We start from the raw sequence: 24621 nt of genomic DNA on the forward strand, positions 1-24621 counted from the left end.
GTTTCTGCATATATCCTCCATAATAAGGGTTAGCCACATACAAGTAACCCATAACTTTATTTCCATTGCTAAATACAATTAGCTTATTCGTTGGTTTAAGCCAATTAATATGAGTGTATTGTACTATAATCTTAATAACCACTATGCCTCTCATTTTGTTTATTCACCTGAGAAAAGAGCCAATCATGATAACAATCCTGAGAAAATTATGAAGAAACCTTTGGATACTACTGAGCAGAATCGCATTGCTGCATTATACGAATTAAAAATTCTGGATACACCACCAGATGAAAGATTTGATCGGATTATCCGACTCACTTCGGGCTACTTATCGGTTCCTATTGCCTTTATTTCTTTTATTGATTCTGAACACCAATGGTTCAAATCCAGTTGTGGAATAGGTCTTAACAAAATATCCCGTAATGATTCATTTTGCCACTATACTATTCAACAAAATAAACCAATGATAATCTCAGACACCTTGTTGGATGAGCGATTTTGCAATAACCCCTATGTGACTAGTGAACCCAATATTCGTTTTTATGCAGGATTTCCGTTGTCAACAGTTGATGGTTTTAATGTAGGAACATTATGTGCAATAGATAAAAAACCACGCAATTTAGATGAGACTGAAATTCAAATTTTAAAAGATTTGGCAACTTTGGCAGAAGATCAACTCAACCTATTGGATATTTCGCTTCTCGAAAAGTCTGTTCGAGAAAAAAATATCTCTCTGATAAAAGCTAAAAAAGAACTTGAAATGCGAAATAATTTTATTCGTAAAGTATTTGGTAGTTTTATGTCTGACGAGATTGTTGCAGCGCTTCTTGAATCAAAATCAGAGTTAAAATTAGGAGGGGAGGAGCGGAAAATTACAATTCTGTTTAGTGATTTACGTAATTTTACTACTTTGTCGGAGCACTTTCCTGCTGAGAAAATTGTCGCTGCCCTTAATAATTATTACGGAAAAATGGTTGATGTCATAGAAAAATACAATGGCACAGTCGATTCCTTTATTGGTGACGCCATTATGGTAGTATTTGGCGCACCACATTCTGGAGGTGATGACGCATACCGAGCGATAGCCTGTGCATTAGAGATGCAGGTGATCATGCAAGAGGTGAATGCAATGAACCGTAACAGCAGCTTGCCTGAATTAGCAATGGGCATAGGGATTAATACAGGTTACGCAATTGTAGGGAACATTGGTTCTCAGAAGCGTATGCAATACAGTGCAATTGGTTCTCCGGTTAATCTGGCATCACGCATTCAGGATCTGACTTTGGGTGGGCAAATTTTAATTTCTGAGGCAACTTACCAGGAAGTTAATCATTCGCTTGAGTTAAATGGGCATCTCAGAGTAAAAGTTAAGGGAGTTGCTGCTCCTATCACTATTTATGATGTAATCGGTTTGAATAAAAAATCAGATTCATAGAAGTAATAATATCACTTTTTAAAATCATGGGGCAAATGGAAAGTTCCAAAAATTCTATACAAATAGTCCAATATTTGCAATTTTTGTCATATAAAATGCTATAATGTCATGTGATAGCCATATTAAATTTAAATTGTCAAAAGCAAAATACACTTTTACTAAGATATAAAATTATGAAACATTTAGCTGAATTAAAAAAACTTAAAGAAAAATGTCTGGAGATGAGTGATAAGGAGTTTAATTATTGTTTTAACAAAGGAGATACCTCACAACGCAGCATTGGTACAATTATTGCGCGGCTTATGAACAGAATAGATCTTAAGGATGAGTTTTTCAAGACAGATAAAGATTATGTTGACTGGATAGAAGACGTAATTTCTGCAAGAAAAAAAGCGGCTCTATCTCCCAGCAGCACTCCAGTATCTATGGATAAAAAAACACCTGATTCAGCCACGGAATTAGCAAAGATTAAAGAAAAATGTCTAAACATGAATGAGAAAGAATTTAATTATTGTTTTAACAAAGGAGATGCCTCAGAACGAGGGATTGCTTTAATCATTGCGCGGCTCAAGAATGCAGTAGGCCTCAAGGATGAGTTTTTCAAGACAGATAAAGATTATGTTGACTGGATAGAAGACATAATTTCTGCAAGAAAAAAAGCGGCTCTATCTCCCAGCAGCACTCCAGTATCTATGGATAAAAAAACACCTGATTCAGCCACGGAATTAGCAAAGATAAAAGAACAATTATTGAAAATGAAAGATGGTGAATTTGATTATTATGTTAAAGATTTAAGTACTGATATATCCAACGGAGGCATATCTATTAGCCGACGACTTTTACGAGATTTAGGTCTTAAGGGGGAGTTTTTTAAGACACAAAAAGATTATAATGAGTGGATAGACGACGTAATTTCCACAAGAAAATTTATTAATTTTAGTGCCAATATTGATAATATTCTAAATAAATTTGAAGAAAAAATAAAAAATATAGGGACTAATTATCCTGAGGCAAAAATCAAAGCCAATGACTTGCTGATGTCGCTTAGAAAAAATAAAGATGAGGCATTTTCAAATCCTTCTCTAGAGTCACTCTATGACTTTGCCGATAAATCGAAACAAATGATAAAAAGCACCATTTCATCTTTAGAGAGGGAGTCAGGATCGGTGGTTTTTTTGAGTGATCTCGCTGAGCAAATTCTAAATACTATCAATACATTTCTAAATAATACATTAAGCTCAAGTACCTCCAGTCGTAGTGGTTTTTTTGGTTTTAAGTTGTCCTATGAAAAAGTAATTGTCCAAGACCTTGAAAAGAATATCGACAACGAGTTAAAAAATTTTAAACCATAAAATTTAAAATTTTTTGTAATATTATTAATCAAGGGGATAGATAAAAAATCTATCTATTGAATAATGCGGAAAAATAAGAGATTAAAATATGATGCAAAAGCTATTTCAATAACATCATTTGGATCAAACATCGACTTAAAATGTTTAAAACTTTCAAGTCTGGACTGAGCATTTTGATCATGTGAAAGCAAGTCATGTCCATACACGGCTATATCTTCAACAATTCGCTCATGTCTGTAATAAGATAAAATGGTTTTATCGATGCTTGTTTTACCATAACCTTCATAAAAACAATCAATTTCATGAGGTTTATTCCATACATTACCAATGCCTCCGCCAATGAACATCAAATCACGTTCTTTTGGTGCGAACATGGGCTCATCCCAATCAATAATGTAAATGGACTCCTCATCAACGACCAACACATTGCCTGCATGTATGTCAGAATGACAAAGTACATATTTTTCGAAATCAGGTCGAATTTTTTTAGACAGTTCTTCTGAAGAATTGACTAATTGATGGATAGAGTCGATATTTTGATTAAAAAAAGATTTGAAGTCAGTGGTAATTTGATCATCAGACTCATCAAATCTAATTTGACTGTAAAAAGACCTAACCATTTCACGCCATTTAGGCGAGTAAGTTTCTTTTCTTAATCGCTGTTGTATCGAGGTGGGAACAGAGGTTCCATGGATTTGTCTTAATATTTTCCCAAGCTGTTTCCACTGTTTTTCTGTTAAATTTTTGGTGAAACCATTGGGCGCATCAATAAATGGATACACAATTATTTTAACATGATCCACTTGCTGAAATAAGTTTGCTTCGAGTGTGTTGATAGGAAAAACAATTTCTTTTACTCCAGAGTCATGCAAGAGACGGATGATTGATAAATTAATTTCATCATGATGGCCGTATTTTAGCTTTACGAAATAAGAATTGGATTCTGAATCTGCTTTATATCCAAAGGCATTCATATCAGCACCGCCCACGATGAGTTGTACAGTATGAATATCAATTCCATAATAGACTTTCAAAAGCTCAATGAGGTGTTGATCCGGAATGTTATTTCTTAGCATAAGAGTTAATTACTATTTGGAAATTATCATAATGGTAAAGCAAATAATATAATTGGAATACTATTATTACTATAATATTAAGTCTGATTATCAAAATAATCAGACTTAATTGGCATGTAATGAACCCTATTCTTCTTAGGTATAATGAGGTATTTGTTTACCCTCTATCAAAGTTTGAATTGGAGTACTTCCACAACACATTTTACCTTGATGAGTTCGTTGATTATTGATGTGTATTTTTTAGTTTTTAAATTGTATAACGTATGGGCATTACATTCGTTTTATAACTTGGCAATAAAGCATTTCCTACAAATTAATAATAGAATTACCCATTTGAGTCTCTATATATTTGTTCTGAACTAATATCTATTGCTAGTTAGCTTTTTGCTTGGTTATTACCATAGAGATCTTGAGCATTGATATAAACCCATGCATTCACCCCTGAGTTCAATTTGACATTCACACGTTTATATTCAGAGACTTCATATTTATCAGCTTGTGCTAATTCTTCTTTGCTGATAGTAAATACGATACCTGGAACTTTGTCTGAGGGATTGCCCGTATACGAAATAATGGGATGAAAATTATCGCCACTTGTCGCAACAACGGCTGAATTTTTAATTTCAATCGTGGTTAATTTGAATCCTTGCAATACATCTTCTTGGCCTTGCATTTTTCTACCAAAATTAGCAATTTGTACTTTTTCATAGCGTAAGGTCCCGTATGAAAATAACTTTTCTGTGTACGTTTTGCTCATAAAATCAACCCTCATAAAATAAAAGTAGTGAATTTTAATCATTTTCTTATTATTATCAAAGTGAGATTTATAAAACCAATAGGAGCAAATGATGTCAAAGTTTTTTAATTTAAAGACAGGTACCTTGCATTCTGTAGAATCCTATGCCGGCGCAGTCAAATTGCCTAAAGGCATAAGTCAGGAGTCAATAAGAATAAATGAGCGGATTCTGGATAATGACGGCTACCCTTTGATGGCACCTAAGTTAAGACGTCAAAATGCAAATCAGTTAAGAATGTTTTTTTCCAGAGAAAGTAATACTCTTTTAAATGGATCATATGATCTTGCTGATCGTTCAAACAGGGATCTGACGGAAGTTGCCAATATAATCTCTTATCGCTAAATATAATCAGGTATTTGCCAGAATAATAATCAGGGAAATACCTGACAAACCAGTTTTTCACTGAATGTGTTTGGTTACTTGCTGATTATTCTTAAAGTCCCATAGCATAAACAACAAGCTTTGAATGATTCATCCTGATGATTTTATGGTTAGTTGTATGGCTCCAAATCGGGTGACTTGTTCATGTGCTTCAATGTAAAGCTAAGATTACTTATTAGGCATAGCCGTTAAATCATCTAACCTGATTTTATGTCATTATCCAAAACCATATAACAAATTAATAGACAAAATGTACTATAATTCTCAAATATTCCTGGGAATAGTAGAGGCCAATTATGGTTACGAAAATAATTTGGGTTTCTAATAATGGTAAACCTAATTTAAAAATTGAATTTGTTAGTGAGGAAGAAAAAAGTAATTTTTTCAAGGAGGTAAAGAAAAAAGCAAGCGAATTAGGACTAAATTTTCCATTAGTGCAAGGCTCTGGAAATTCTCTTCTGATAGAAGCTTCAAATTACCCAATTAATCCTTGTGGTTGTTATATATCCCCAGGTGGGAAATTAGCTATTAATTTTGGAAAAGTGGAGTTGAGTCATTTTATATTACCTAAAGTAGGCGTGAAAACAGAACATGCCGAGATTTTCAAGGACCACAATACTATTTTCTTCCATAAACATAAACTTCCAGGTGTGAATTCTGAATTAACGTTCATACCGACTGGCACACCTGTTATTGTTCCCGTAACAAAACCGGCGACTACTTCTCCAGCATTTTTTAATCCTTCAAAGTCAGGGGATTCTTCGATTTCTATTAGTGCGATAGGAAACGTTGATAGTCCGATGATAAGAATTACTTTTCAAAATCAAACGGAGCGAGAGTTTTTTCTAAATAAAATAACAGATAAAGCAAAAAGTTTAGGAGTCAATATCTCAACTCATCCTTTTGAAATCAAAGAACCTAATATGGTACTTATTAAACCTTCTAAATACCCGGACAATAAATTAGGTTGCTATATTTCAAAGAATAAGGAAATTGCAATTAATTTTGGAAGGACAGATTTTAGAGACTTTGTGTTGTCTAATCTCGGAGTAGGCTCTCATTTAGGGACCTGCCCAACAAAAAATGAAACAGGTAACGACACTTTCTATTTTCATCAGGAGAATCTTTCTTTAAATGGCCCTGCATTATCAGTAAATACCAAAATAACCAAAGAAATAGAGAAAAATGATTATCTACTATCTGCTAATGGCTCCAAGGCCATTGATTTTGTTTGGAGTAATTTTTTAAAACATCCTTATAATCCTAAACTGAAGCAGCCAGATGCTAATGTAAAAGCAGCTTGGGAAAAGCATGCTGATTGGGAACATTGGTCCAATATGGGACAGGATTGGTCATTAAATACTCCCTCGGGTTTAGTTCCCAGGCCAAATCATGGAATTGCTCATACGTTACGAGTCGCACAGCTTGTACCAGTCATTGCTGAATTTTTGAAAGCATATTCAGGTGATCCAAAATTCCAAAAATTAACGCAAAAAGAAATACAAAAAGCACAATACATGATGTTATTTTCAGTAATTGGGCGTGAAAACGATATGAGTTGGACAGATGCCAATCATTACCAGCAGGCATTTAAGGAAGCATACAATGGACAGTATTCCAAGCACATCTATGCTACTTTCAAAGAAAATGCTCAAAAAGGTTTTTTAAATCATGTGGTTACCAATAAATCGTCATTAATTCCTTCACTATTTTCCGATGAAAGCGAGCTTCAATATTGGGCTGAAGCTTTGGACACCGGTAAGCCCGGAATTTCTTCTGCCTCGGGCATACTTATGGCTCTGGCTCATGATTTGGACCTCATGAGATGCTATGACAAAGGAAAATTTAATAGTCTGAAGATGAAGGATTTAGTTGCAAGGCTTGGAGGAAATGAAGATGCAGCAAAGAAACTGGCTGATTATGCTCATGATCTGATTGTAGCGACTGGGGATCGATGCATGGGTTATGGGGTAACTCAGGATTATAATTACTCTCTTTTTGGCAAATGCAGCCTTGATCCCAATGAGTGTCTAAAGCAGCTTCAAAGTATTCCTAAACCAGAGACAACCTTGGCAAATCAATATGGTATTTGAGATTAAATCTTTTATACTATGGCTGTAGCCAGTTTAAATCGTACGGTTATTTAATTAGCATCCTTTGAATGCAAAGGGTGCTTCTATTGCTCTAACAAATAAGCACTAGCTCGATTGAAATTACTATCTTGATCTTATATTGTGACTTCACTGAACTGAAAGCGGATAACATGGTTTTTGATCAGTTGAAATAAGGAATATTAATTTTTAGTTTTTTTGGTAAAACAGGGAGTATTTATGAAAACAGATCAATCCAAGGTAAAAAAGTTAAGCGATTATAAGAGCCTTGATTATTTTGTAATTCACGTTGATTTGCAAATTGATCTCAGCAAAAAACCAGTTGAATCCAAAGCCCGTCTTACAGTAGTTCCCAACCTGAATGTTGATTCACATTCAAACGATTTGGTATTGGATGGTGAGAATATGACATTAGTATCGTTACAAATGAACGATAATTTATTGAAAGAAAATGAATATGAGCTAACTAAAGATTCTTTAATAATTAAAAACATACCTCAAAATACCCCCTTTACTATAGAAATGACCTCTCTGCTCGGTGAAAATACCGATTTGTTTGGGTTGTATGAAACAGAGGGCGTGGCCTTAGTCAAGGCAGAGTCTGAGGGATTACGCCGAGTATTTTATTTGCCAGACAGACCTGATAATCTCGCGACTTATAAAACCACTATCATCGCAAATCAGGAAGATTATCCTGTTCTACTTTCAAATGGTGTGCTAATTGAGAAAAAAGAACTTCCTTTGGGTCTGCATTCTGTAACCTGGCTGGATGATGTCCCAAAGCCAAGTTATTTATTTGCTTTGGTCGCAGGCAATTTACAGCGATCAGTCACTTATTATCAAACAAAATCTGGCCGTGAATTACCCATCGAATTCTATGTTCCACCATCAGCCACATCAAAATGTGATTTTGCAAAAGAAGTATTGAAAGAAGCAATGGCATGGGATGAACGTACTTTTAATTTAGAATGTGCCTTGAGACAACATATGGTAGCCGGGGTTGATAAATATGCGTCAGGTGCTTCCGAGCCAACCGGATTAAATTTATTTAATACAGAAAATCTATTTGCAAGCCCTGAAACTAAAACCGATTTAGGCATTTTACGCGTGTTGGAAGTGGTTGCCCATGAGTTTTTTCATTATTGGTCAGGAGATCGAGTCACTATAAGAGATTGGTTTAATTTACCATTAAAGGAAGGTCTTACTACGTTTAGAGCTGCTATGTTCAGAGAGGAGCTGTTTGGTACTGATCTGATAAGATTACTTGATGGCAAGAATTTGGATGAAAGAGCACCACGACAAAGTGCCTACACAGCAGTTAGAAGCCTATATACTGCTGCAGCCTATGAAAAAAGTGCTGATATTTTTCGTATGATGATGTTGTTTATAGGTAAAGAACCCTTTATTGAAGCAGTAGCTAAGTTTTTTAAGGATAATGATGGAGGTGCAGTTACTCTGGAGGATTTTATTGAATCAATTAGCAACTCTTCTGGTAAAGATCTTCGTTCTTTTTTGTCCTGGTTTACTGAATCTGGAATTCCTGAATTGATAGTAACAGATGAATTGAATCCAGATACAAAGCAATATTTTTTAAAAATTAAAACAGTCAATGGGAGAAATCGCCCCATTCCTATCCTTATGGGTTTGCTCGATAGTTCGGGGGCAGAAATTGTAGCTGATAAATTATTAATCGTTGATCAGGAGGAAATCGAGTTTCAATTTGAAAATATCCAGACCCGCCCTATTCCATCGTTATTACGTAGTTTTTCTGCCCCTGTACACATGAAATATGAATATTCTTATCAAGATTTATTATTGTTGATGCAATTCGACACTAATTTGTATAATCGTTGTGAGGCAGCAAAGCAACTTATTTCAGCTTTAATTAACGATTTTTGTATAGGGAAAAAAATAGAATTATCTCCTCAGTTCTTCGCTGTTTACAAGGCATTACTTTCTGATAACTCTTTAAATGAATGGATGCTAGCTGAATTAATTACCTTACCGTCTTTAGAAGAGTTGATTGAAAATCAGGATAAGCCTGATTTTGAAAAATTAAATGAGGGGCGTCAATTAATACAAAATGCCCTTGCAAATGAATTGAAAACGGATTTTTATAATCTCCTTTTTAGAATACAAATATCTGGGGATGATGATAAACAAAAATTAAAAGGTTTTGATTTGAAGCAAGCGGGATTGCGGCGTTTAAAATCCGTATGTTTTTCTTATTTGCTAAATGTTGATTTTGAAAAAACAAAGGAGAAACTGATTCTTCAATTTGAGGATGCTTTAGGCAAAAATATGACAGAGACTGCTTTGGCTTTAAGCATGTTATGCGAAATAAATTGTGAGGAAGCGGATGTTGCATTAGAGGATTATTATCATTATTGGAAAAATGATCCGGGCGCCGTAAATAACTGGTTCAGTATTCAAGCATTAGCGCACTCCCCTGATGTGATAGAGCGGGTAAAAAAATTAATGCGTCATGGTGATTTTGATTTGTCTAATCCTAACAAGGTGTATGCTCTGCTAGGATCATTTATAAAAAACCCATTTGGATTTCATTCTGTTACAGGTGAAGGTTACCAACTGGTTGCTGATGCCATTTTTGACTTGGATAAAATTAATCCAACTTTGGCTGCCAATCTAACTGAAAAATTTACTTATTGGGATAAATACGATGTAAATAGGCAAGCTATGATGATTAGCACTTTAAAAATAATCTACTCTAATGCTACTTCATCTGATGTGAGAACAATGGCAAAAAAGGGATTGGATAAGGTAAAAGAAGATCTCCCATTACCAATCCATTTGACTTTTCATGGGGGATCAACGATGCAGGATAGAACAGCTCAATTAATTGCTGATGGAAATAAGGAAAATGCTTATCAATTGCATTGATTTCTTATTTCATGACCTGATTTGGAATAGAGTGAGATATTGATATTGCCTAAAACTTGGGGGGGGGGGGTGAATACTCCCCTTTCTTGATAAAGAATGAGAAAGCACGTTTTCTAATACAATAAATCATAGTCTTATTTTCACAAACGCTTCTCTGCATCTGGTTTTATACCAAATACTGCAAGTCCTTGAGTTTTAAACCAAATACTGTCTTCTGCAATGACATAAGGTTTTAAATCAGGAATGGACTGTATATTAGAATAAGCTGTTGTACAAAAGTAACTTTGCCCAACCAGATGGAATTCTTTAGTGCTTTTTGAAGGGGTCACTAAAATATGACCATAGGGTACAAGCTCTATTAATTGCTTAATAAAACTAACAATATCTTTCTCTTTTTCTATTCCATTTTGTACACCTAAGAGATAAGGAACAAATACTGTATCAAATGTTTTTGACGGATGATTTTTTATCAGATGTTTTAATTCACCCGCATAAAACTCTATATGATGATCGAACTCAAATTCATTTTGAACTCTTAATTGCACAGCTTGCCTGGTGAGTTTCAGCATATAATAAATATATGATTTTCTTAGTAATTTAGGGTTAATTATCCAAAATACAGAGTTTTTAATCACTCCTGAAGGTAGTTTAAGTAGAGGAGGATACCATTTGGTGAGAGCTGTCAGAAGTTCACCTATTGAAGGATAGGGTTTCCCATTATTATTGTATTCTCTGTAATGGTAATATTTTTTAAATGCTTTTACCCATGCAATAGTCACGGGATCTTTATCATAAACAAGAATAGATTTGGCCCCTGCTTGAGCAAATAAAAAAGCGCTATTACCATATCCAGGGATTATTAGGACATTTTTTTCTTTGATTTCACTGTGTAAATTATACCTTTCTTCTTCATGACCAGATAAAGCAGATGACAAATAGCGTTCTGCTCCCATTGGATAAATTAAAACTTCTTTATTGTCAGTCAGTCTTGTAATACGCTGCTCTAAAATCCAGTTTATTTCTTGCTTATTGAGTAAAGTGCTATGGGTATTTTTACTTGACATGAATAGGCCTTTCATAAAAGGATTAGAACTAGCTGGTGCTCAATGTGAGTATTAATTTAGTCGACATTTAATTACATTATACTATGTTATTGATTTAAATTTTCCGAGCAAATCGTATTAATATCATTAATGGCTTCATTGTACTCCCTGTTTGATATTTTTTCTATTTGCTCTATAAAACTTAATAATTTTGTTTTGACACACGCACAATAAGCCTGAATTGTTTTTTTATCTTCATCACTTTGGTTGGGATAAATAAGGCTCCATCTATTAAGACAATATTGTTCGATTGTTTGTGTCGTTACTTCTGATAAGGTCACTTCTTCCTCCAGCTCATCCATGGCATCATGTAAAATTGTTTGTGGCATGCAATTTCTAATTGCTTTTTGAACCCCTGTTTTATTATCGAGATTTTTAGTTGAAATGCATCGACAATATTTATCTCCAAATTGTTTATATGTTTCTTTGTCAATTGATGGATCCATTTTTTTCATCCAGGTTTCAAAGCAATGTGATTGTAGTGTTTCTTGATACTGAATATTGGACTCTGAATAAGACAAGGTTGGTGTTATACCTATAAGAGCTGCAATCCATATTGATTTTATAAAATCGAAACTCACGTTTGTCACTCCTTTGATGCTTTATTTTATAGTTGAGAATAACTGAAATTTAACTGGCTACCAATCCCTTGGTTTTCCATTAAACCAAAAATAGCCGCTTTTTTTCTTCATACTAATCAGCTCATAGATTTCCAGTGCCGTTTCACTGGGAAGTTTTTTTGCATTTTGTGTTCCCATGTTTGTTTTAACCCAACCTGGATCAAAACTGGATACAGTTATTTGGGGAAGTCTTTCCGCAAGCAATTTAGTATACATATTCAAACTGACTTTTGACATTTTATAATGTGGTTGAAAGGGGGAATTATTGGAACTAAATGCTCCCCACCCTGAAGAGATATTAATAATTTGTGCACTATCATTGAACTTGGGGATACATTTTTCAGTTAACTCAACTGTACCAAACAGGTTAATTGCAAAGGTTTTTTTCAATAAGGACATATTAATTTTTTCTTCATTCCACTCTTCAAGCAACACGGCGGCATTATTAATCAGTACATCAATTTTAGGTAAATTTTTTGCAAATGCATCGATGTGCTCCGAAATGGCTAGGTCTAACTTGTATGTGCGTAGGTTTTTATGTTTTATAGGAGAATATCCGCTGGTGGAAGTACCAATAACCGTCCAATCTTTGTCAAGGAAAATTCTAGCAATTTCCAGGCCTATACCTCTACTGATTCCTGTTATGACGAGAGTCTTCAATTTAAATCCTCTATCCGTGGCTTGTAAAATCAAAATAATTGATCTTTTAACTTTTTGCAAAACTCAATCTCTTAGTTAAAAAAATTTTATAATTCAATCATTTGGTTTATCTAAATTCCCTCCTAAAAAACATTTTTTACCTGGATCTTGAGATTTTTCTTAAGCCCCAAGGGAAGATGCGTCCTTTAATGTTTATGGAATATCTCATACAAGCATAAGATTCATTGCGTTGATTATTTAAAATTGCTGGTTAATGCCAGTACAACATTTTTTGATACCATTGATTCAAGGAATTCACAGTACTATACACAAGTTTATCCACAGATTTTGTGGATAAAAATTTTATAATTACATTAAATAACCTTTGTGAAATAAGACAGATTAACCATCAACTAATGGGTTAGGAAAATAAAATATTAGAATATGAAAAAAGTTATCCACATGTGAATAAATCACATAGAAGTTTTGAAAACTCCTACATGATAACAAAGAAAAAATGAAAAAACAGTCTTGACTTAAAATTTTCCTATAAAATTTTTAATAGTAAGAATATTTTATTTTAGTGATGAAGTAGTTTTTTTAAGAGGATTGCGTCTTCTACACTGTTTTTATCTTTATAATAGTCTTTTTTAATTTCTACTTTTTCAAATCCCATTGTTTCGTAAAGATGTAATGCAGCGCTGTTACTTGGCCTTACCTCTAATATAACTGATTCCGTTTGAGTATATTTTGATAAAGAATAAAGAACTGTTTGTAATAGTTTTCTCCCCAAACCTTTTGATTGTAATGGTTTGGCAATGCACAAATTTAATATATGACAACTATTATTGCTTATTCTGGATATGATATATCCAGCAAGGATCGAGCTATCTCCATTGTTGATTTCCAGAACTCTGCAATCATAACCAACAAGCACGCAATCTCTTAGTATGTCTTTACTCCAGGGGGCAATATGAACATTTGTTTCGATAGAATAGACATTTTCAATATCACTATCTTTCATTCTACGAATGTTTAATATCATTCATTACTCCTGGGAATAATCATACTTAATTTATGATGAATTAAATATTAGCAAATGTGTTATCAAACATTACTAATCCAAAATACTGCACTTAATAATTCTTTAGTCTTTTATTTAGGCCCTTTGCATGACTGTCCTTTCATTTTTTTGCTGTGCTGCATATATTTTTGTGGGATTTATGTAAACTCTACCCCGCAAAAAGTTTGTATCTTGTCCAAAATAAAATAATCAGCCCATGCAAGAGGTCTATATATAATTATATACATATAATAAGCATCCCTTTGCTTTTATGAGCAAAGGAAATACAATGAGGTATAATTGGCTACCTGTAATTATTATTTTTTCTTCTTTTTAGGCAAATACAGATCCGTTATAGTGCCTTCAAATGCTTCTGCTGACTGAGCTATGGTTTCTGATAGAGTCGGGTGAGGATGAATAGTAAGAGCGATGTCTTCAACATCACAACACATTTCAATGGCTAAGGCAGTTTCTGCAATTAAATCGCCGGCATTAACCCCAACAATACCTGCTCCCAGGATACGGTTAGTTTCTGGGCAGAATAGTAATTTGGTCATTCCCTCTTCTCGCCCCATGCTGAGTGCACGACCGCTAGCAGCCCATGGAAAGGAGGCTTTCTCATAGTTTATTCCTTTCTCTTTTGCTTCTTTTTCTGTTAGACCAGCCCAAGCTAATTCTGGATCTGTATAAGCAACACTAGGTATACATTTTGGCTCAAAATAATGTTTTTTCCCTGCAATGACTTCTGCTGCAACTTTCCCTTCAGGGATTGCTTTATGTGCGAGCATTGGTTGCCCATTGACATCGCCAATAGCAAAAATATGAGGAACATTCGTTCTTAATTGATTATCAACTGGAATAAAGCCACGTTCATCTACTTTGATCCCTGCTTTTTCAGCGTTGATTGCTCCACCGTTAGGTTTCCTGCCTACTGAAACAAGTACTTGCTGAAAGCAAAGAGGCTTATCAGTTGCATGTTCTCCTTCCATTGAAACATAAATACCATCTTTTTTGGCTTCAACTGCAGTTACTTTCGTTTTTAATAGAAATTTGACACCCTTTTTAGTCATTCGTTTTTGCAGTATATTGACCAAGTCGGCATCAGCATTCGGAATTAATTGGTCCATAAATTCAACAACTGTTACATTAACTCCCAGCGAGGAGTAGACAGTTGCCATTTCCAAGCCAATAATACCACCACCCAATACAAGTAAGTCACCTTTGATATCAGCGAGTTCTAATGCCCCTGTAGAGCTAAATATTCGTTTATCTTCTGGTATAAATGGTAATTTAATGGATTCTGAGCCTACTGCAATAATGGCATTATCAAATTCAATTTCTACAGTCCCTTCTTTCGTTTCAACAAGAATTTGATGGGTACCTGAAAACTTACCTGTCCCAGTAATTACTTCTACTTTTCTTTGTTTGGCAAGAGCTTTTAGTCCCCCGGTCAACTTTGCAACGACAGAGTTTTTCCAGGCAACCAATTTTTTATTGTCGAATTTAGGTTTACCAAATGCTACACCTTGCTCTGACATTTCATGGGCTTCATCTACTACTTTAGCAATATGCAATAATGCTTTTGAGGGAATGCAACCAACATTTAAACAAACGCCACCTAGTGAGTCAAAACGCTCGACCAAAACCACCTTTTTATCCAAGTCGGCAGCCCTGAAAGCGGCTGTGTATCCGCCTGGTCCACTACCTAATACCACTACATCTGTCTTAATTTTATTAGCCATAAGAAGCCTCATCAAAAAATATGTTTTCTGGGGTTATTGGCATTTCATTCAGAACAAGGAAATACCAATAGCTCTATTCCTTTATATGTCAGAGTAAAACTCTTCTAATATCACCTAAACAATCACAAAGAAAGCGAGTAAACCGGGCTGCCTCAGCGCCGTCGATTACTCTATGATCGTAAGAAAGTGAAATAGGCAACATCAATCTGGGTTTAAACTCTTTATTATCGTATATGGGTTTTATTATTGATCTTGATAAGCCCAAAATTGCAACTTCCGGGCTATTTACAATAGGAGTAAATGCCGTTCCGCCTATACCACCAAGGCTGGAAATTGTAAAACAACCGCCTGACATATCAATAGGTGTTAATCCCTTTTCTCTAGCTTTCGTACTGAGTCTGGACATTTCCTTTGCAATATCAATCACACTCAATTTATCAACATTCTTTATTACAGGAACCACCAGACCGTTAGGTGTATCTACTGCTATACCTATATTATAATATTTTTTATAAATTAAATTTTCACCACTGGTATCTAGTGACGCATTAAATTGCGGGTAAGCATGGAGAGCCTTACAAACTACGCTGCAAACAAATGCTAACAGGGTTAATTTGTAATCTTGATTTTTAGCGCTCTCTGATTCTGATTTTCTAAACGCTTCCAAGTCTGTAATATCTGCTTCGTCAAATTGAGTGACATGTGGAATGGTTATCCAGGAGCGATGTACGTTTGTTCCAGTAAGTTTTTTAATTTTATTTAAAGGCTTTGTTTCAATTGAACCAAATTTACTGAAATCGATGGCTGGATTTGACGGTAAGCTGAAGCCACCAGACGTAGTTTTTTCACTTAAACGTACTTTGATATAATTTTGCAGATCTTCTTTTGTAATACGAGATTTTCTCCCACTTCCCTGAACCAAAGATAAATCGACTCCAAACTCTCTTGCCAACCTTCTTACGGCTGGACCTGCAGATATTAAGATACTTTTTGATTCAGCTATCTCAAGGTTATTAATTGATATTGCTTCGGATTTTAGTTCTTCATATGGCTTCTCTATTTCCTTTATAGATTGTTCTGAGATATTTTTAATCTGGCTTTTTTCGATTTCAGGTGTCTCAGATTTTCCTAGGGTTTTTAGAGTTAGAATAGGAGTACCTTGAGATACTTTATCCCCTAATTTAATTTTCATTTCGATGACTTTACCTGCATAGGGCGAAGGAATATCCATCGTTGCTTTATCACCCTCTAATGTAATTAATGCCTGATCCTTTTCTACTTCCATCCCTGGTTTGACTAAAATATCAATTACATCAACGTCATTTGCACCACCAATATCCGGGATAGATATTTCAATATCTTTGGAACTAGGTGTAGATGCAGTTGCCTTTGTATCAACAGATTGCTCTTCTGCTCTGGTTTGCAAATTCTGTTTTTCTGGTTCAGTCTTTTGTTCTTGAGAACTGGAAATATTTGTCGTTGTATCTGACTTGGCTTTGACAATGAGATCACCTTCGGATACTTTGTCACCGACTTTAACGAGAATTTGCGTTACCGTTCCAGATATTGGAGAAGGGATGTCCATGCTTGCCTTCTCAGACTCAAGCGTAATCAATGGTGTATCTACTTCGATCTGATCACCCTCTTTCACTAAAATCTCAATGACATCAACTTGATTAGCGCCACCGATATCAGGAATTTTAATTTCACTTTCTTTTGTCATATTTTCCTCAGCACTCAGTTAAACCGGAACTATCTTCTGTTCTGATTAATTGTTTAACTAATGGGTCATTGGATCCAATTTGTCTTGATTAATATTGTAACGTTTCATGGCATCGACAATTTTTGTTTTATCAAGACTACCTTCAGCTACAAGTGCATTTAATGCCGCCAACACTATAAATTTTGCATCAACTTCAAAGAAATGACGTAGTTGTGTACGGGTATCACTTCTGCCGTAACCGTCTGTACCTAGGGTAATATAGCGATTAGGAACAAAAGGCCTGATCTGATCTGCATAAATACGCATATAGTCAGTTGAGGCAATAACAGGTCCACGACGTCCTTTTAATTGAGATGTCACATAACTTTCCTGAGGCTTATTTTGGGGGTGCATGTTATTGTATCGCTCTACAGCCAAACCTTCTTTACGTAACTCATTGAAGCTAGTTACACTCCAGATATCCGATGTAATTGAAAAATCCTCTTCCAGCATCTCTGCGGCTTTGATAACTTCACGCAAAATAGTACCGCATCCCATTAGTTGGACATGGTTTTTTGATTTTTTCTTATTTTCTTTTAAGAGATACATTCCTTTGATAATACCTTCCTCTACTCCTGCAGGCATATCGGGATGAGAGTAGTTTTCATTCATAATAGTAATGTAATAAAACACGTTTTCCTGTTTTTCATACATACGGTGCAATCCATTTTGGATGATAACTGCTAATTCATAGGCGTATGTGGGATCATAAGAAATACAATTAGGTATTGTTGATGCTAAGACATGACTATGTCCATCTTGGTGTTGCAATCCTTCTCCTGCCAACGTTGTTCGTCCAGCGGTTCCACCAAGTAGAAATCCTCTCGCTTGCATATCTCCTGCCGCCCATGCTAAATCACCAATGCGTTGGAAACCAAACATAGAGTAATAAATGTAAAATGGAATCATTGCCAGCTTATTTGAACTGTAAGAGGTTGCGGCAGCAATCCATGAACAAAACGCCCCAGCTTCATTAATACCTTCTTCAAGAATCTGCCCGTCAACTGCTTCTCGGTAATACATCACTTGCTCATGATCTACAGGAGTATAAAGTTGACCTACGGGAGAATAAATTCCAATTTGTCTGAATAATCCCTCCATACCGAATGTTCTGCATTCATCTGGTACTATGGGGACTATTCTGGAATTAATATCTTTATTTTTGAGTAGAACTGAAAGAATTCGCACAAATGCCATAGTAGTCGAGATTTCTCTATCTCCTAATCCCTTGGTAATACTGGAAAATTCTCCTAAATCAGGTATTTTTAACTGTTCTACTTCAGTTGAACGGTGGGGCAAATAACCGCCCAAGGCTTCCCTTTGCTTTTTTATATACTTGATTTCGGGACTGTCGTCATCGGGTTTATAGAAAGGAATATCAGCAATTTTGTCATCGCTGATTGGAATATTAAATCGATCTCTGAAAGCTTTTAGTTGATCTATGGTCATTTTTTTCTGCTGATGAGTAATGTTTTGTCCCTCACCAGCCGCTCCCATCCCGTAGCCCTTGATGGTTTTTGCAAGGATAACTGTTGGAGTTCCCTTGTGTTCAACTGCTCTGGCATAAGCTGCATATACTTTTTGAGGATCATGGCCACCACGATTTAATCGCCAAATTTCCTCATCAGACATATTTTCAACCATTTTCTTTAATTCTGGATATTGATTAAAGAAATGTTGTCTTACATACGATCCATCGTTCGCTTTGTAAGATTGATAATCTCCATCCAGACATTCTTCCATCCTTTTCTGTAGCCAGCCTTGATTATCACGGGCAAATAATGGATCCCAACGGCCTCCCCAGATGACCTTAATAACGTTCCATCCAGCTCCTCGAAATAGGCCTTCAAGTTCTTGAATGATTTTACCGTTACCACGAACAGGCCCATCAAGTCTTTGTAAATTGCAATTAACTACAAAAATGAGATTATCCAGCTTTTCTCGTGCTGCGATACTGAGTGCCCCGACTGATTCAGGCTCATCCATCTCGCCATCACCCAAAAATGCCCATACTTTCCTACCCTCAGCTTTGATCAGTCCCCGGTTCTCAAGATATTTTAGAAAGCGAGCTTGATAGATAGCTTGCAAAGGACCTAAGCCCATGGATACAGTGGGAAATTGCCAAAAATCGTTCATTAGCCAAGGGTGTGGGTAGGAAGATAAACCATCTACCTCTACTTCTTGCCGAAATTTTTCAAGTTGTTTCTCTGTTAATCGGCCTTCAAGAAATGCTCTGGCATAAATGCCTGGAGCCGAGTGGCCTTGAATATAAAGCAAGTCTCCTCCATTTTCGCCTTTTTGTCCTTTAAAAAAATAGTTAAATCCAGTTTCATATAACGTTGATGCAGATGCATAAGAAGCGATGTGGCCGCCAAGCTCTGGCGCGTATTTACCTGCCCTAAGTACCATTGCAACAGCGTTCCATCTAATTAATGCATTGATGCGCTTTCCAATTCCCTCATCGGGAGGCATTTGTTTTTCTTCGTGAGGTTTTATAGTGTTTCTGTAGGGAGTATTAATTGAGCTGGTTAGTTTAACCCCCTCGGCGTTCGCTTTATTAAGAAGCTGCTGCAAAAGGAATGCAGTACGCTCAGGACCATCATTAAAGAGTACAGCTTGTAGGGCATCCAGCCATTCACGAGTTTCTATTGGATCCAGATCTAAATTTGTTTCATTGGTCATGAAATAGTTCCCCAACAATCAATAATTTTATGAACAGTATGGTACGGGTTGTAATCTTTTCTGAATTACACCAGAACAACCTTGATTACATGCATTAAAATCCGCAGAGCAATTACAAGTTACTTTGCGGCATTGTAGTGGATCACGGTAAGATTGCAACCCGCGAGTAATATATCCACCTTGGATTTTGACTTCGTGAAGGTATTCCAGATAATTTTCTTTGGCGAAATGGTTTACTTTCGTAGAACAATCTCGGCAGTTGTCTGTGCAATTTTGTTTACAGTAATTAAGCTGCTGAAAACAAGTTTGTTGGCATTGGCTTAAGGTTTTATGATGGGTAATTTTACTTTTTAGTGTGGCACAAGCTGAAAGCTCCAATATTATAAGGCAAAAAAGTAAACGGAATGCAGTGTTCATGATTCAAGTCCCACATTAATTTATTGTGAAATAGAACATTATAGCCAAGCTACTAACGTAAATAATGCAATAAAAACCAACAACACTATTGTGGCATGTTCTACAAGATTTTCAGCAGCAGCCATTGGTACTTCTTCAGTATCATTGATACGAACTGCTTGCAAACCACACCCTCTCAGTATTTTATCATTTGAGTCAGGATAAGTTAGAACATATTGAGCGAATAGATGAAAACCTCGTTGAAAATTTCCAACTAACAAAAACAGCAAGGCGGTGATTCTGGCTGGTATCCATTCGAGAATGTTAGTAATTTGATTTGCCTGAGTACTTATAAAATTAATTTCTTTACATAAAGTGATTAATCTGTATGTTAAAGCTGCTATTGGCCCAGCGATGATGTACCAGAATACAACAGCAAATAATTGGCTGTTAACCTCAGCGAAATATTCTCCAATTGCATCTGTTTCAGTTTGATTAGCCTGTTTCTTCAAAATTGGGTAAAAAGCATTTTGCGGCCCCAGACAGTAGTAAAAAATAAACAGGCTAAGAATTAGGCCAAATAAACCAAACAGAATACTTTGTAGTGAAAAATAAACAAGAAATGTGAGAAAAACAATGGGCAATATGATAGCTATCAAGGTAGCCCAAGGATTAGAAAAACATTTATTTTTATCGATGGTTTTTTTAAGAAATAGACAGTAGTTATTAAACCAGGAAAATCGCTGATAGGACACTGAATGGATTAAAAACCGTTCACTGAGCAAGCATAATACTATTACCAGTAATTTCATTTGATTAATCCTTACGCATTTTTTCAGATAAAGCTATAGGTGTTGGATATTTCAATACAACAAGATACGATGAAACGATAAAAGTTAAAATAGTAGTTGCCTGGATTAAATTGGAGGCGACTTCTGAAATCAGGTTTGTACTCAAGGCGATGCTCGCAACCAATAAAGAAAACTCACTCCCCTGCCCCAAGCGAATTCCTACTTCTTTTGCCACTTGTTTTTTCTCACCAGAACGGGCAAGCAATATATAAAATAGCAACGGCTTAATAATCAGTATCAATGTCGCTAATATCACCGCTGGGATAACTACCTGAGCTCCAAATCCAAAATTAAAAGTAGCACCTATCGAAAAAAAGAACATTACAAGGAAAAAATCTCTTAATGGCTTTAAACTTTCAGCAATGAACAATGAAATTGGGCTTGATGCCAAAGCTACTCCTGCTATAAAAGCGCCAATATCTTCTGATAAGCCTATTGTTTGTGCTAAAACGGATATCCCCAAACACCATCCTATGGAGAGTAGAAAAACGTATTCCTGAGTTCTATCAAAACGTGCCAGCAGTTTTATCAGGATGTATCTTTCAAATAAAAAAGAGAACAAGCACAGGGCCGGTAGCGCGATAATAACCAGGATGAAATCACTGATTGACAGGTTCCCATCCTGATGGGCACTATTAAGTAATATCAAAAGCACTATAGCTATAACGTCCTGCATTAGGAGTACGCTAATCATGACTTCACCAGTATGCTGGTGATGTAAAATGGTTGTTGGTAATAATTTCAAGCCAATAATAGTACTTGAAAACATCATGGCTCCGCCCAATATCAATGACTCAGTCACTGTGAGGCCAAACCATCTGCCAATTCCGTAGGCAAGTGCAGCAAACAGAATTGAGCTTACGATTGCAATCCAGGTTACTTTTCTTAGCATATGAATCAAATTCTGGGGCTGTAAATGCAAACCTAATAAGAAAAGCAAGAATACTATTCCGATGTCACCTATCTGCTTGACAACCGTCACATCGGATACAAGTTTGAATCCCCAAGGACCTAAGATAGCACCAAGTGTTATATAAGCAACCAATAATGACTGTTTGGTGTACAATACCAAAGTAGAAAAAAAAGCAGCTCCAGCAAATATCAAAAATATAGTGTAAAATACAGAGCCATCATGCATTGATTGAATACCTCTTAAGAAAAGGTAGTTAAAATTGAATTATAAAGCCAATTTTATCCATTAATCTATTAATTAGCTATTAATTATTGTTTATTAATAATAAATTGTTGCCTTTAGTTAGAACTAGGGTGATATCTATTGATGAGAATGTCATCGATAGAGTCATAATGTGCTGATATAATTAACACAAGCTATGCACACATTCAGAATCAGTCTGAGTATAATGTTACACCTAAAACTATTTCTTTCCCAAACTATTCTGAGTGGTTTTTTCTTAATTCTAAAGATATAAATTAACCGGTTTTTTCCACGAAACAAATTAAATTAACACAGAAAAAGATCCCTTTATTCCGTTATTTGATAATTTTGTTTTAAGGTTGTCAGCCATTGATTTGTTACCAAAAGGCCCTACTCGGACAATATAGTGCTGTTTATAGTGTTCAATAAACACCGGCGACGGTGTAATGTGAAGTAGTTTCTCTTTCAAACGCTTTGCCAGGGCTTCTGAAGAAAAGGCTCCTGCCTGCAAATAATAATGGCCTTGCCCAGCAGGCCCCATTAGCGTTTCAATTTCAACATGAGCAGTTCCTTTGGGAAAAACCCCCAGTTTTAATGCGGCAGCGTACGAGAGATCTATGACACGATTTGCGTGAAATGGCCCTCTGTCATTAACCTTAACTATTGCGACTTTGCCATTTTCCAAGTTTCTTACTTTGACATAAGTCGGCAAAGGTAATGTTTTGTGGGCAGCAGTCATGACATACATGTTATAGGGTTCGCCACTGGAGGTACGCTGTTTATGAAATTTTGTTCCATACCATGAGGCAATACCACGAGTTTTATACCCTGTTGAGCTTTTCATGACTTCATAAGTACGCCCGTCAACATAATATTCAGAAGGATTACCATATCTGCTTAATGGTTCTTTGACAGGCACTGGTTCTTTAAAGCTTACCTGTTTGGCTTGTTTGGGAGCTCCATCCTGCTGTATTGTATAACGATTGGACTTGTATTTATATCGATCGTAGACAGAGTTTTTAGTGTGAGTGGTTTGGCGTTTTTTATTTGTTAGGTCGGGTTTGTCATGAGTAGTTTGGCAACTTGCTAAAAAAATTGAAAAAACAATAAGTAGTTTACGCATATTCTTTGATATTTCTTGTTGTTATGAGTTATTGCTAATATTACCAAAAAATAATAATTTTCGAAGTGCGATTAGATTAATTCGCATCTTAATTTAGCTTTATAAAAAAATATAAATATTTTTAATATGCCATTTGGCCGCCTGCAAAAGGCTGTGATAAGATACATTTATTTTGCAACTATATCAGGTAATATCATGACCAGAGCAACGTCTTTTTTATTGACGCTATTATTTTTTATTACTTTATTTGTACAGTCTACCAATTCAATGGCTGATGAAGTGCTCCCTTCCTCTGATTTACAGAGGCCTTCACCTACAGTCACAACGAAACCTTTTACAACTCCGGCTGCTCCATTGCTTAATGCCAAAGCTTATATTTTAATTGATGTGAATAGTGGAAAAGTAATTGCAGAAAAGAATAGTGAGGAAAAATTACCACCTGCCAGTTTGACTAAAATGATGACATTGTATGTCATTTCTAATGCATTGAAGAGTGGACAAATTCATCTTAATGATATGGTAAGAGTGAGCCGTGATGCATGGCAAACAGGTGGCTCTCGTATGTTTATAAAAGAGGGGGATCAGGTCTCTGTTGAAGACCTTTTAAAAGGTATTATAGTAGATTCTGGCAATGACGCTTGTGTGGCAATGGCAGAGCATCTTGGTGGTTCCGAAAATGCTTTTACCGACATTATGAATCAGCAAGCTCAAAATCTGGGTATGAAAAATAGTCATTTTACAGACAGTACTGGATTACCTGATCCTAATCTATATACAACTGCTAAAGATTTGGCGATTTTAGGCCGAGCCTTAATACTCGATTTCCCTGAATACTATGACTGGTATAAACAAAAATGGTTTACATATAACGGTATACGCCAACCTAATCGAAATCGTTTGTTGTGGCGAGATAGCCAGGTTGATGGTATAAAAACAGGCCACACCAATGATGCTGGATATTGTCTAGTATCTTCCGCAAAGCGTAATAACATGCGTTTATTAGCTGTGGTTTTAGGGGAACCCAGTGATTCTGTGCGAGCTGATGACAGTGAAAAATTATTAAATTACGGATTTAGATTTTTTGAAACACATCAATTATATAAATCTGGGCAATCAATTGCTGAATTACCGCTTTACAAAGGAACTTCTGATAAAGTTGCTGTGGGTTTAACAGAAGATCAATTTATTACGATACCTGCCGGTCAATATGAAAGATTAAATATTTCAACTAAAATTTCTAATGATTTACAAGCTCCTATAAAGAAAGGCGATAAAGTTGGCGATATTATTGTGCAATTTAATAACAATATCGTTTCAAGCAAACCGCTTTATGCTTTGCAAACAGTGGAGTCAGGTGGATTCTATACCAGAACAAAAGATTCGATAAGGTTAGCATTTAAGCGATGGTTCGGCTCCTAGGATATTTTCATA

At 35.6% G+C, this 24621-nt stretch carries 19 protein-coding genes; 6 read left to right on the top strand and 13 right to left on the bottom strand.

The features are described from left to right. Positions 1-109 precede the first annotated feature (109 nt). Both LPG_RS07465 and lem9 read left to right on the top strand, forming a co-directional pair. Positions 110-1435, top strand: a complete 1326-nt coding sequence (locus tag LPG_RS07465; protein ID WP_010947219.1) for an adenylate/guanylate cyclase domain-containing protein — start codon at positions 110-112, stop codon at positions 1433-1435. A 110-nt stretch (positions 1436-1545) separates the two neighbouring features. Then, the gene (lem9, locus tag LPG_RS07470; RefSeq protein ID WP_010947220.1) at positions 1546-2787 is read left to right on the top strand and encodes a Dot/Icm T4SS effector Lem9; all 1242 of its coding nucleotides are present in this window, start codon (positions 1546-1548) and stop codon (positions 2785-2787) included. 53 nt (positions 2788-2840) lie between these two features. Here the strand turns inward: lem9 and aph(9)-Ia are convergent, their stop codons facing one another. Continuing rightward, positions 2841-3863, bottom strand: coding sequence for an aminoglycoside O-phosphotransferase APH(9)-Ia (aph(9)-Ia, locus tag LPG_RS07475; protein WP_010947221.1), 1023 nt, complete (start codon positions 3861-3863; stop codon positions 2841-2843). 376 nt (positions 3864-4239) lie between these two features. Continuing rightward, positions 4240-4620, bottom strand: coding sequence for a gamma-glutamylcyclotransferase family protein (locus LPG_RS07480; protein ID WP_015444506.1), 381 nt, complete (start codon positions 4618-4620; stop codon positions 4240-4242). Positions 4621-4708: 88 nt separating this feature from the next. Between LPG_RS07480 and LPG_RS07485 the strand changes: the two genes are divergently transcribed. The 3 genes from LPG_RS07485 to pepN all read left to right on the top strand — a co-directional run bounded on the left by LPG_RS07485 (position 4709) and on the right by pepN (position 10053). Further along, on the top strand, positions 4709-5002 hold the full coding sequence (locus tag LPG_RS07485; RefSeq protein ID WP_010947224.1) for a hypothetical protein: 294 nt from the start codon (positions 4709-4711) through the stop codon (positions 5000-5002). Positions 5003-5337: 335 nt separating this feature from the next. Continuing rightward, entirely contained in the window at positions 5338-7134 is a 1797-nt protein-coding gene (lem10, locus tag LPG_RS07490; RefSeq protein ID WP_010947225.1) for a Dot/Icm T4SS effector Lem10, read from the top strand. A 237-nt stretch (positions 7135-7371) separates the two neighbouring features. Then, positions 7372-10053, top strand: a complete 2682-nt coding sequence (gene pepN / locus LPG_RS07495) for an aminopeptidase N (protein ID WP_015444504.1) — start codon at positions 7372-7374, stop codon at positions 10051-10053. 140 nt (positions 10054-10193) lie between these two features. On the opposite strand, the gene LPG_RS07500 is transcribed toward pepN, so the two are convergent. From LPG_RS07500 to LPG_RS07550, 11 genes are all read right to left on the bottom strand, one after another. Continuing rightward, entirely contained in the window at positions 10194-11117 is a 924-nt protein-coding gene (locus tag LPG_RS07500) for a hypothetical protein (RefSeq protein ID WP_015444503.1), read from the bottom strand. A gap of 86 nt (positions 11118-11203) precedes the next feature. Beyond that, on the bottom strand, positions 11204-11737 hold the full coding sequence (locus LPG_RS07505; protein ID WP_015444502.1) for a hypothetical protein: 534 nt from the start codon (positions 11735-11737) through the stop codon (positions 11204-11206). Between the two features lie 57 nt (positions 11738-11794). Further along, on the bottom strand, positions 11795-12436 hold the full coding sequence (locus tag LPG_RS07510; RefSeq protein WP_015444501.1) for an SDR family NAD(P)-dependent oxidoreductase: 642 nt from the start codon (positions 12434-12436) through the stop codon (positions 11795-11797). Between the two features lie 559 nt (positions 12437-12995). After that, positions 12996-13460 carry a ribosomal protein S18-alanine N-acetyltransferase gene (gene rimI, locus LPG_RS07515; RefSeq protein WP_010947230.1) on the bottom strand — a complete coding sequence of 155 codons (465 nt, stop codon included), beginning with the start codon at positions 13458-13460 and terminating at the stop codon, positions 12996-12998. A 335-nt stretch (positions 13461-13795) separates the two neighbouring features. Continuing rightward, positions 13796-15220: a dihydrolipoyl dehydrogenase gene (gene lpdA, locus LPG_RS07520; RefSeq protein ID WP_015444500.1), complete on the bottom strand. Its 1425-nt coding sequence runs from the start codon at positions 15218-15220 to the stop codon at positions 13796-13798. Positions 15221-15308: 88 nt separating this feature from the next. Then, entirely contained in the window at positions 15309-16943 is a 1635-nt protein-coding gene (aceF, locus tag LPG_RS07525) for a dihydrolipoyllysine-residue acetyltransferase (protein WP_010947232.1), read from the bottom strand. Between the two features lie 57 nt (positions 16944-17000). Next, positions 17001-19664, bottom strand: a complete 2664-nt coding sequence (aceE, locus tag LPG_RS07530; RefSeq protein ID WP_015444499.1) for a pyruvate dehydrogenase (acetyl-transferring), homodimeric type — start codon at positions 19662-19664, stop codon at positions 17001-17003. 27 nt (positions 19665-19691) lie between these two features. After that, positions 19692-20081 (bottom strand): hypothetical protein, encoded by a 390-nt coding sequence (locus tag LPG_RS07535; RefSeq protein WP_010947234.1) that lies wholly within the window; start codon positions 20079-20081, stop codon positions 19692-19694. Positions 20082-20119: 38 nt separating this feature from the next. Further along, positions 20120-20872 carry a protein AmpE gene (locus LPG_RS07540; protein ID WP_015444498.1) on the bottom strand — a complete coding sequence of 251 codons (753 nt, stop codon included), beginning with the start codon at positions 20870-20872 and terminating at the stop codon, positions 20120-20122. Between the two features lie 4 nt (positions 20873-20876). Beyond that, entirely contained in the window at positions 20877-22049 is a 1173-nt protein-coding gene (locus tag LPG_RS07545) for a cation:proton antiporter (protein ID WP_010947236.1), read from the bottom strand. A gap of 319 nt (positions 22050-22368) precedes the next feature. Next, entirely contained in the window at positions 22369-23190 is an 822-nt protein-coding gene (locus LPG_RS07550; RefSeq protein ID WP_010947237.1) for a septal ring lytic transglycosylase RlpA family protein, read from the bottom strand. 195 nt (positions 23191-23385) lie between these two features. Between LPG_RS07550 and LPG_RS07555 the strand changes: the two genes are divergently transcribed. After that, positions 23386-24609 (top strand): D-alanyl-D-alanine carboxypeptidase family protein, encoded by a 1224-nt coding sequence (locus LPG_RS07555; protein WP_015444497.1) that lies wholly within the window; start codon positions 23386-23388, stop codon positions 24607-24609. Positions 24610-24621: the final 12 nt, after the last annotated feature.

This window comes from Legionella pneumophila subsp. pneumophila str. Philadelphia 1, assembly GCF_000008485.1.
Lineage (GTDB): Bacteria > Pseudomonadota > Gammaproteobacteria > Legionellales > Legionellaceae > Legionella > Legionella pneumophila.